This is a genomic window from Paraburkholderia sp. BL21I4N1 (assembly GCF_002973525.1).
In the GTDB taxonomy this organism is placed as follows: domain Bacteria; phylum Pseudomonadota; class Gammaproteobacteria; order Burkholderiales; family Burkholderiaceae; genus Paraburkholderia.
Window position 1 is genome coordinate 1 of record NZ_PVEN01000038.1, and the last position, 10,319, is coordinate 10,319.

Sequence of the window (10,319 nt, forward strand, 5' to 3'; positions counted from 1 at the left end):
GCTCGATCGGTTCCATCCGCTAGCGGATGGAATGTCGAACCTGTTCGCTTGATGCATACTCGAAATAATTAGGCTAACAAAGCAATTTGGCCATGAACCGGTCGAGATGGAATGGACGCCGCCCTCCCTCCGGAGAAGTGGGCGCGCTTCAGGGTCCCCAGGACCGAACGACATCAATGTGCCGAAGTGGAGTTGCGACACAACCACTTGAGGAACAGAGGCCCCAGATGGACGCTACGACATATGGACTCGATACTGCAAAACGGGTGCTCCCGGCAGATTCGACTACAGCAACATCACCTCGTCCTGACGAGGTGTAGGAGGGACATGTCGGCGATTCACGAGTCAGTTCGAAAATGACCTTGACAACTTTCTGCTCGTAGAAGGGCAACCCCTATCGCGTCGCGAACAATTTAACGTGGCAGTGCCGTGGCGATTCAACTTCTCTCGAATCCCCTGGCCAACTCCCAATCCGTGACCCGCCGATCGTATTCGAACTGCTCCCATCGCGCGGCGTGCACGTAATGATCGACGACCTCGTTCCCCAACACCTCGCGCAGCCACGTCGAATTCGAACTGATGTCGGTGGCGTCCCGCAGCGTTTTCGGAATTTCCGGTAGCTCGGCATCCCGATAAGCGTCGCCGACAAACGGGTCTGGCAATGCCAGTTTCTCGTCGATGCCCGCAAGACCCGCCGCGATCAGGGCCGCAAAAGCGAGATACGGATTCAGATCCGCACCGCCGATGCGGCACTCCACGCGGACGGCGTCCGAGCTTTCGCCGCAAAGGCGGAAACCGACCGTCCGATTGTCCTGGCTCCATGCGACCTTGGTCGGCGCGAACGTGCCGATCTGGAATCGCTTATAGGAGTTGATGTGGGGCGCCAGAAAGAGGGTGATGTCCTTCGAATATTTCAGCAGGCCCCCAAGGTAATGGTGCATCAGATCGGACATGCCGTGAGGCGACTTGTCGTCATAAAACAGCGGTCGCCCGTCCAGCGACCGCAGCGAGGCGTGGACATGACTGGAGGAACCTGCCAGATCATAACTCCACTTTGCCATGTAGGTGATCGCCTTGTCATGCTGTGCCGCAATCTCCTTGCTACCGTGCTTAATGATCGTATGGTGATCGGCCATCACCAGCGGGTCGGAATAGCGGACATTGATTTCTCCCTGACCCGAACCGCCTTCGCCCTTAGAGCATTCAATGGCGATTCCTGCGCCGTGCAGTCCGTTTCTGATCGGGCGCATGACGGATTCCTGGCGCGTTGTCGACAGGATGTGGTAATCCTGATTGTAGGCGCCGAATGTCTCCAGCTTATTGTATTTTTTTCTCGATATCGCCTCGTAGGATTCATCGAACAAATAGAACTCCAGCTCCGATGCGAAACAGGCGCACATGCCGCGATCGGCCAGCCGGCGCAACTGTTTCTGCAGAATCTGTCTCGGCGAATGGACAACCGGCTGCCCATTATGATCAAACACGTCGCAGATCACCAATGCGGTTGCGTCGAGCCACGGCAGCCGCCGCAAGGTGGAGAGGTCGGGCTTGAGCAGGAAATCGCCATAACCGTCCACCCAACTGGCGCTGGTATAACCGGGCACCGGCAGCATGTCCATGTCATCGGCCAATAAATAATTGCAGGCGTGCGTTTCTTGGTAGCCGTGATGGACAAAAAAATCGGCATGACACCGCTTTCCCATCAGGCGGCCCTGCATGTCCACCATGCAGACGAGCACGGTGTCTATGGCGCCAGAGGTCACTGCGTGCTTCAATTCATCGAATTTCATGCTCATGTTTTCAGCCATCTATCAAGAAGAAGGTGTCATTTCAATTATCTGCACGGGAGGCCCTTGGGGCGGCCGGGCCGAGGTGGTTCCAATCCGTATGGGCGTACGCCGTCGGGCGGCCATCATCGATCGATGCCGATCCTGCCCGGATCGGATGGGGTGGTTTGAAAAATCTGGGTTATCCAGTTTCCGAACAACAGATGTGCGTGACTACGCCACTGGTTTTTTGGCGGCAAGGTTTCGCAGTCGTCGGGGAAATAGTTTCTCGGAAGATGGATGTCTCTGCCCGCGTTTCGATCGCGGAAGTACTCGTCGGCCAGCGTGTGTGAGTCGTACTCGATGTGGTTGAAGATTTGGAGCGCGTGATGTTTGCAGTCGTTGAGCAGACAGAGGCCGGTTTCCGCCGAGTCAATGAGCACAGAGACGCCGCTGTCGGCCGGAATGTCGGTGTGCCGCATTTCCGTCCAGCGTGACACCGGGATATCAAAATCGTCGGAAAAACCCTTCAGGTACGGCGAGTCGATTTTTAGGCCGTGATGCCTGAATACACCAAAGGCTTTTTCATTCAGCGCGTATTTGGGCATGCCATGAAAATAATGCATTGCCGCCTGGGCCCCCCAGCAGATGTTGAAGCAGCTGTGGACGTTGGTTTGCGTCCAGCTGAAGATGCTGGCGAGCTCGTCCCAATAACTGACTTCCTCAAAAGGGATCGTTTCGACCGGCGCCCCGGTAATGACGAATCCGTCGAATTTCTGCGCCTTGACGTCCAACCAGTCGTGGTAGAACGACACGAGATGTTCAGTCGGCGTGTTCTTGGGCGCGTGGTTGGTGATCTTGACGAGCGTCAATTCGACCTGCAACGGTGTGGCGCCTAGCAGGCGGGCAATCTGGATTTCCGTACTGATCTTGTTTGGCATGAGATTCAGCAAGCCAACGCGCAGCGGCCGGTGATACTGATATACCGTGCTCTCTTCGTCCATCACCGTGACGCCTTCCGTCTCAAGTGCGGACACTGCGGGCAAACCTTTGGGAATTCTGATTGGCATGGGCTTGCAGCCTCCATTATGAGTTAAACGTACGCCAGGTATCAAAACGATTCGGTCGCGGCTTTCGCCGCAGCCGGCATCGATCACGGAAACCATACGGGAATTGCGATTTATTCTGCAGCGTATTCATTCGTCTTTTCTGCTTCAGTGCGCGACTGAGACGATGCCAATCCGAGCATCTGGCCGATATCGGCATCGATCGGCCAGGTACTTGCCGATCCACGCTTGACTGGCTGCCAGTTTCGGCGGAAGCAAACTGCCTGGCACCGGAAACAATCAGATCTGCTGCCTTTTCGCCGACCATCGTGACGGTTGTATTGATATTGACCGACACCATCGCCGGACACGGACACGGACACGGACACGGACACGGACACGGACGCGTCGCAGACGCGCAGCCCGGAAACCCCCTTGACCTTCAGATCGGGGACGCGACGGCGTTCGGATCGTTGGCGGAGCCTGCTCGACAGGTGCCGGCAGCGTGATAGTACGTCTGGCAATTTTTCCGGATGTATTCGCGCAGATCGCTCTCTTGAATAATGTCGGGGCCGGGCAGCAATTCCTTGCTGATAATTCTCTTGAAGCTTTCCGTCTGGCCCAGCCGCCGGCAAACGAAACGCTCTCGAGCAGAATATTCTCGTCGTAATGATCGGCGTCCGAAAGATAGTTGAGGTCGATTGTCGGCGCGACGCAAATATCGGGGGAGGTAATTTTCGGAACCCGTGGCTCCGGCTTCTGGCGACATTCGGCTCGAGCGCAATAATAGATCTCGCTTCGGGGTCGACGCTTGGTATTCGTCACCGAACCGCCCGTTGACCCAGCCGGCCGTCGGGCCGAGTTGTAGCTGGCTCTCCACCGATTGCGCGCCCGGTGTGGTGTTCAGCATGGCAATCGCCTCGTAAGGCGTGATGTGCCGGTCGGGTACCGGCGCCGCCGTTTCGAAAATCACCGGCACTGAGTAGTGATCGATCGGGTGTTTGCCGACACCGGGACTATGGTGGACCACGTCGATACCGAGTTCACGCAGATCGGCCGCATCGCCGATTCCCGAGCTCAAAGGAAGCTGAGGAGGTTGGATGCTCCCTGCGCAAACAATGATTTCCCGCCCGGCGGCAATGCGCCCCCTCCCGGTGAGGCAGGCGCTGGCCACGCTGCCGATGAGGCAGGCGCTGGCCACGCTGCCGATGAACTTGATCCTGCCGACGAGCGTGTCGGTCTGGATCTCCAGATTAGGGGGCAAGGACGTCAACGGATGGAGGTAGGCGACGGACGACGAATTCCTCAGGCGCCCGTGCACGTTCAAGGTCAGCATGCCAATGCCGAAATCGACCTTCGGCAATCCGAGCGCGACACCTGCCTCGATAAACGCGCGCGAAACGAGGTGTCGCTCCGGACGCTGCTCGATCGTGACGCGTTCTTTCAGATGCTCGAAATACGGTCTGACATCCTTTCCTGACCATCCATCGGCACCAAGCTCGCGCCATGAATCAAAATTCGCTTCCGGCGGTACCAGGTAGGCACAGTCGTTGTGATTGCCGCAGCCGCCCCGCATCCTGGCGCGCGAGTACGTGATCTGGCGGCCGGAATGCTTCTTGGGTTTGGTCAGGAACGCCCAGTTCGTACCGGAATCGAGTTCAAACAGACGGGAGATATCCATCATCGCGGGGATTCCCTCGTCAGGTGGTCCTGCTTCGATGAGCAGGACCGAGCCGATATTCGCATCGGCGAGCCGTCGCGCGATGATCGATCCGCGCTGCCACCGCCAATTAAAATATAGTCGAAGATCATGGTGCTCCTTTTTGTCATGCCGTTGATCGATAAACCATCGGTGATTCCAGTCCGTCAATAAGGAGACAGGATCAGACCAAGCGCGACCAACGCGTAAATCACGCCTGTTACCCTGTTGAATGCAGATTTGTTGTCGAAGGCCGCGCGCGCCTTGTGGGCGAGGAACATATACCCGCTATAGATCGAGAGCGAAATGACCATCGCCGCCAGACCCAAGGAGATTGCCTGGATGGTGTACGAAACGCGCGGGCTGATGAAACTCGGGTAGGTGAGCAGGCTGGCCAGCCATCCCTTGGGGTTGGTCAGGGAAACGAGCAGCGAATCGACAAACATCTGCTTCGGGCTCGAATCGCCGACCTTCCCGTCGCTCGGCCCGGATTTCGCGAAGAAGGCGCCGACCGCGAGGTAGGCGAGATAGATCGCCCCGATCCATCGTAGGTAAGTCAGGATCCAGCGATGGTCATAGATGATCAAACCGACGCCCGACAGCACGACCGTCGCGTGAATGGCGGTTCCCAGCCCAAAACCGAATAATGCACCGGGAATTGTCGTTTTGATTCCATGCCTGATCGCCTGGGCAACTGCAAACGCAACGTTGGGGCCGGGCACGGCGATTGCGGACGTGAAGGCAACGGAAAACAAAGCCAACAAATGTAAATCCATAAATCGTCCAGTTAGCCTGAAGATGCGATTGAATTGCAAGGGAGATTGGATTGCCAAAAAACCGGCCCGGCCGCTATTTCGACAATTGCCCCGTTGATTGATAAGCATGGCATGCACTTCCGAATGCCCTGAATATCTTCCGGCTCGTGGTATCGGCGGCGGCATGCCATTCGGGGTGCCACTGCACCGCGAGTTGAAAGGCCGCTGACGTCGTGTAGGACAGAGCCTCGATCACGCCATCCTCGGCGACCGCTTCCAACTGAACACCGGACGCCACCGTGGTGATGCCCTGGTTGTGCAGGGAATTGACGTAGAGCTCGCGGTTCTCGACGATCGACGACAGTAGTCCGCCGGGAACGACCTGGATCGTATGAACGGGGAGATACTGCTGATCGCGAGGCACGTTCGGGTTCTCGCTATGCACGATGCCTTGGCCCACCACTGACAAGTCGGCATGCAGCGTGCCGTTCCGATGAACGCTCATCTCCTGCAAACCGCGGCAGATACCGAGGACCGGCATTTCGAGTTCAATAGCGACCGACAATGCGACGCATGACAGACGATCCCTTGGCCGATCTCGCTCGCCGGGAATGACATCGTCTTCCCCGCGATTCCAGACGCGTTGCTGCTCGTTGAAGATCCTGGGATCGAGATTCGATTCGTCGCCGGTCAATACCAGGCCGTCCAGGCGCCGCATCACTTCGCGGAAATTGCGCACGGTTGCGTCCCAGGGCAGATCGCCGTCGATCGTTGGCAGGATCACGCATTCGACGGATGCGTGCCGGTCGAGCGCATCGATGTAGCGCCGCCGCAACCAGTCACGGTGAACGCCGTCGCAAAGGTGACGATTGGCCGTGACTCCGACGACGGCGCGACCCACATCACGAGGTTTGTCCATCATTGCTCTTGCACCGCCGTTGAGAGGGATGCACGCCGCGCGTCGTAGAGACGCCTGTTCCGGTCGAGCAACTGGCCGATGACGCTCGGCTGCTCCTTGGGGCCACGCACAAACAGGCCGCCCCAGGAATCGGTAATCTCGGCATAGTGCGGATCGCGCATGCGGATGTTCTGCGCGCGCGCTAACAGCCAGAACGGAACACCGGGCGAAAGATGGTGCTCCAGATGGTATTCATCGAAATTTACGCCGAACAGCAGCCGTTCGATCAGGTTGCCCTTTCGGTTGCGCGTGAGATAGACGTTTTCGACCTCGGTCTCGCACATTGGCGAGTGCTCGGCGATCTCAATGAACCAGCCCAGTATCTGGAAGGTGGTCAGATAGGGAATCAGCCAGAACAGCACCAGTAAATGCAGCGCACCGGCCTTGGCAAAGCCGGCAATGATGATCACCCAGAAGGCCGCGAACCCGTAGGAATCGATGGCGGCGCCCCGTTTGTCGACGCTCTTGTCGTCCTTGTTCGAAATCAGAAAGCGGTTGTGCCACAGGTACTTCAGATAGCGCAGCGTGGCCCCGCCCAGAATGGCCTTCCAGACGATCGAAAACGCATACTCGCGCGGCTCGCGCACCTGATAAACCCCGGAAGAGATGAAAAACTGCAGGTCGGGATCTTGCTCGGGATCGCCAAGGTACGGATGATGAAGATGCACATGGGAAACGCGATAGGCCCAGTGCCGTTGAAAGATCGGATAGGCGGCGAACGTAATGCCGAGAAAATGGTTCCATTTTGTATTTCTCGCGAGTATCCGGTGGGCGGCATCGTGCGAGATCGTCGTCAGCCCCCGCTGATGCGCGCCAATCATGAGCACCGCAATTGGGTAAAGCCACCAACTGAACCGAACCGTGACAAACGCACAAGCCAGCATGACCAGGTAGTCCTTCAGCACGTACAGCGCGCCGGTGATATTGTCCGGTCGCAATTCGGACAGATCCCGCGTGATGTCGCGGGAGAAATGGAATGTATCGAACCGCTTGTTCCGCAGTTTCCAGACTTGAGACGTTTCCATGATGGTTATCTTCCTCGCCGGATTGGGCATCAGATGGCGTCGAGCCCGCGTTGAATATCGAAAATCACGTCGTCCACGTTTTCGATGCCGACGCACAGGCGGATCGATCCGTCGAATATTCCCGCGGCCTCGCGTTTCTCTTTCGGGACGGTGGTGTGAGTGGTCGAGACGGGATGCGTCACGAGTGTCCGCGCATCACCCACGTTCGAAACGTGATACATGAGCCGGATGTTCTGGATGAACGCCCGGCCAGCCGCCTCGTCGTCCAGTTCGAACATGATCATGGCGCCATGACCGACGCGGGCGTCGACCAGTTCGTCAACGAGTTCGCGATCGCGTCCAGTGGCGAGCCCCGGATACGAGATGCGCCTGACCTTCGGGTGCTGCTTCAGGAAACTGGCCACCGCCGCCGCGTTTTCGCAATGGCGTTGCATGCGCAGATGCAGCGTCTCTAGGCCTTGAATCAATTGGAAGCTCGCGAACGGACTGATCGCGGCACCGGTATCGCGAAGCCAGGTCATCCGTGCCTTCAGGAGATAGGCGCTCGCGCCAAGGTCGCCCAGTTTCCGCACGGCATCGCGCCAGAGTATTCCGCCATGCGCTTCGTCGGGCTCATTCAGTAAAGGCAAGCGGGAAGGATCGTCGAAGGCGAAGTTGCCGTTGTCGACTACCAACCCGCCCAGCGTCGTGCCGTGGCCGCAGATGTATTTCGTCGCCGAATATGTTGTGATGGCGGCGCCAAGCGAAGCGGGGCGGGACACGAGCGGCGTGGTCGTGTTGTCGACCACAAGCGGAATGCCGCGGCGCTTGCCGATTTCGGCAAGCGCCGCGACGGGAAACGGTATAAGACAGGGGTTGGAAAACACCTCGCCGAAGATCGCGACGGTTCTATCGTCGATCTGCGATTCGAACGATGACACCTCTCGTGGGTCGGCCGATCGCGCCTCGATGCCCAGCCGTTTGAACGTGTTGAACAACAGGTTCCAAGAATTCCCGTACAGGTACTTCGATGCCACCACGTTGTCGCCAGGCTGCCCGCTGCTTAGATTCACGAGGGCAAGGAACGTTGCGGCCTGTCCCGACGCCACGGCGAGTGCATCGGCGGCGCCGTCCACCGTGGCATATCTCTGTTCCAGGATGCGCGTGGTTGGATTGATGATCCGCGTGTAGGTGAATCCGTCTTCCTTGACGTTGTAGATGTCGGCAATCTTCGACAGATCGCCGTCGAGCTCATAGGCGGTGGATTGGTAGATCGGCACCGCGACGGCCTTGGTGATGGGGTCGTGCCGATAACCGGCATACAGGAGCGCGGTTTCTCGGGACATTTCCGTGCCGGGAATATTCCGTGACATGTTACAAGACCTCTTTGACGAATTCAGCTTCGGGGTGGATTGACGCCTTTCCGGTAATCCGGGACGCGTCGAAAAAGTCTCGAAATGCGGTCGCCAGCAGGCGGATCCATGCCGGCTTGATGGAGCCGATGCATCCGATCCTGAAGCTGCGGGTCTGAAGATGCAGCTTCGAATAGATATAGAGGTTGTAGTTGGTGAGATGCGCGTAAAGCGCATCGAAATCCCTCTGGGTATTAATGATGCCGTTTGCCGTGAGCGCCAGACACACGGGTGAGCGCACTTGGGCGTTTAGAAGTGGCGATGCGTATCGTTCGGTCGAGCGGACGATTTCGTCACGCACCGCGCCGTAACGTTCGCCGCGGTGAATCACGCCTTCACTGGCAAGTACTTCAAGCGCTTTTGCGCATGCCTGGATCACATGCGTGGGTGGCGTGGATCGCCATTCGCCGGTTTGCTCGAAACTTTGCCACTGATTACGGACGTCGAGGACAAAGGAATTGACCGGATTGCCCTTGCTCCTGAGCAGATCAAGTGATGCGATGACGAAAGCCGCGCCCGGCGGCCCCTCGATGCATTTATTGCTGGACGTTACGAGCACGTCGAAAGCGATTCTCCTGGCACTGATGTCGGTGGCGCCAAAAGAACTCATCGCGTCGATGATCGTCCTGACGCCGCGCCGTTTAGCCAGATCCACGATCGCATCGAGTGGATTAATGACACCGGTAGTCGTCTCGCAATGCACGAAACAAAGGTGCGTGATCGTGCGGTCCTGCTCCAGATACGCGGCGATGTCGGCGGCCGAGAGCGGTTGATCGCTCGGCGCCTTCATGCTGACGGTCTGCACGCCTCGCAGCTCCAGTATCTTCAGTATCCGCTCGCCATAAATTCCGTTGATGCAGACGAGCGGCCGATCAGACGGACAGATGAAGGTAGCCAGCGCAGCTTCCATACCGTAGGAACCGCTGCCCTGGATTGGGACGACCGAATGTGTGTCATTCCCGTCGATCAGCTCGATCATTAGTTCACGCACCAAAGCCGTGATGTTTTTGAAGCTCCGGTCGCGCGAGCCCATATCGAATTGCATCTGCGCCTTCACTTCGTCGCTCAAGGCCAACGGGCCTGGTGTCATTAAGAAATGATGTTGGCCGTACATATAGCACTCCTAATTTAGACGTTTATATGCAAATGCGGTACGAACGCTTTGCCGCGCGGCAAAGTTTTCACAGGGGAATCTTCCTGTCTGTGCAAAATCTGGCGGTGGGCGAGTGTCGAGCTGCTTGCAGTAAGGCTCAGTAGCTCCACAATCTTCATGGAATCGACGGATGCACGAATCCTATGGGAGGGCGGCGGAAGTAAGCCCGCTGGAGTAGCTTGCGCTTGATCCTGTGTCCGAGCAGCGACAGGGCCGCGCTCGCGTGCCCCGATGCATGTGATTGATCGACAACTGCTGCAATGTCATTTCCTCGGCTTCGCTCAGTTCTACCGCACACTTCTTCCGCTACCCCGGCACCACGAAGGCGCCAGCAGGTTGACGAAACTCAATCGGATGTACCAGGAACACTATCCTCCATGCCGCACAACTCGTAAAGTCGATTGTTTTGATGGAACACCTCCACATTATTTATAAGTTGGGATCATGCGTTTCAAGGGCCTCGATCTAAATCTCCTCGTCGCGCTCGATGCTCTGATGACCGAGCGTAACCTCACTGCGGCGGCAC

General features: G+C 57.6%; 8 protein-coding genes. All 8 read right to left on the bottom strand.

The annotated features are described in order from the left end of the window. Positions 1 to 437: 437 nt before the first annotated feature. The 8 genes from B0G83_RS37500 to B0G83_RS37535 all read right to left on the bottom strand — a co-directional run bounded on the left by B0G83_RS37500 (position 438) and on the right by B0G83_RS37535 (position 9,754). Positions 438 to 1,790, bottom strand: a complete 1,353-nt coding sequence (locus B0G83_RS37500) for a glutamine synthetase family protein (RefSeq protein ID WP_105512310.1) — start codon at positions 1,788 to 1,790, stop codon at positions 438 to 440. Positions 1,791 to 1,912: 122 nt separating this feature from the next. Further along, a complete protein-coding gene (metA, locus tag B0G83_RS37505) occupies positions 1,913 to 2,932 on the bottom strand; it encodes a homoserine O-succinyltransferase (RefSeq protein ID WP_241975109.1) in 1,020 nt (339 codons plus the stop codon). Positions 2,933 to 3,254: 322 nt separating this feature from the next. Continuing rightward, positions 3,255 to 4,682 carry a GMC family oxidoreductase gene (locus B0G83_RS37510; protein ID WP_181157187.1) on the bottom strand — a complete coding sequence of 476 codons (1,428 nt, stop codon included), beginning with the start codon at positions 4,680 to 4,682 and terminating at the stop codon, positions 3,255 to 3,257. Further along, the gene (locus B0G83_RS37515) at positions 4,679 to 5,395 is read right to left on the bottom strand and encodes a LysE family translocator (RefSeq protein WP_243658107.1); all 717 of its coding nucleotides are present in this window, start codon (positions 5,393 to 5,395) and stop codon (positions 4,679 to 4,681) included. The genes B0G83_RS37510 and B0G83_RS37515 overlap by 4 nt, the downstream gene beginning before the upstream one ends. Continuing rightward, positions 5,361 to 6,188, bottom strand: coding sequence for a gamma-glutamyl-gamma-aminobutyrate hydrolase family protein (locus tag B0G83_RS37520; RefSeq protein WP_105512307.1), 828 nt, complete (start codon positions 6,186 to 6,188; stop codon positions 5,361 to 5,363). Before B0G83_RS37520 ends, B0G83_RS37515 begins: the two co-directional genes overlap by 35 nt. After that, entirely contained in the window at positions 6,185 to 7,249 is a 1,065-nt protein-coding gene (locus B0G83_RS37525) for a fatty acid desaturase family protein (RefSeq protein ID WP_105512311.1), read from the bottom strand. The genes B0G83_RS37520 and B0G83_RS37525 overlap by 4 nt, the downstream gene beginning before the upstream one ends. A gap of 29 nt (positions 7,250 to 7,278) precedes the next feature. Beyond that, entirely contained in the window at positions 7,279 to 8,601 is a 1,323-nt protein-coding gene (locus B0G83_RS37530; RefSeq protein WP_105512308.1) for an O-acetylhomoserine aminocarboxypropyltransferase/cysteine synthase family protein, read from the bottom strand. A gap of 1 nt (position 8,602) precedes the next feature. Next, a complete protein-coding gene (locus tag B0G83_RS37535) occupies positions 8,603 to 9,754 on the bottom strand; it encodes a 2-aminoethylphosphonate--pyruvate transaminase (protein ID WP_105512309.1) in 1,152 nt (383 codons plus the stop codon). Positions 9,755 to 10,319: the final 565 nt, after the last annotated feature.

Excerpts from the sequence above, each read along its gene's own strand:
- B0G83_RS37535 (WP_105512309.1), bottom strand. The coding sequence starts at position 9,754 with ATGTACGGCCAACATCATTTCTTAATGACACCAGGCCCGTTGGCCTTG.
- B0G83_RS37500 (WP_105512310.1), bottom strand. The coding sequence starts at position 1,790 with ATGAAATTCGATGAATTGAAGCACGCAGTGACCTCTGGCGCCATAGAC.
- metA (WP_241975109.1), bottom strand. The coding sequence starts at position 2,932 with ATGGTTTCCGTGATCGATGCCGGCTGCGGCGAAAGCCGCGACCGAATC.
- B0G83_RS37515 (WP_243658107.1), bottom strand. The coding sequence starts at position 5,395 with ATGCTTATCAATCAACGGGGCAATTGTCGAAATAGCGGCCGGGCCGGT.
- B0G83_RS37520 (WP_105512307.1), bottom strand. The coding sequence starts at position 6,188 with ATGATGGACAAACCTCGTGATGTGGGTCGCGCCGTCGTCGGAGTCACG.
- B0G83_RS37525 (WP_105512311.1), bottom strand. The coding sequence starts at position 7,249 with ATGGAAACGTCTCAAGTCTGGAAACTGCGGAACAAGCGGTTCGATACA.
- B0G83_RS37530 (WP_105512308.1), bottom strand. The coding sequence starts at position 8,601 with ATGTCACGGAATATTCCCGGCACGGAAATGTCCCGAGAAACCGCGCTC.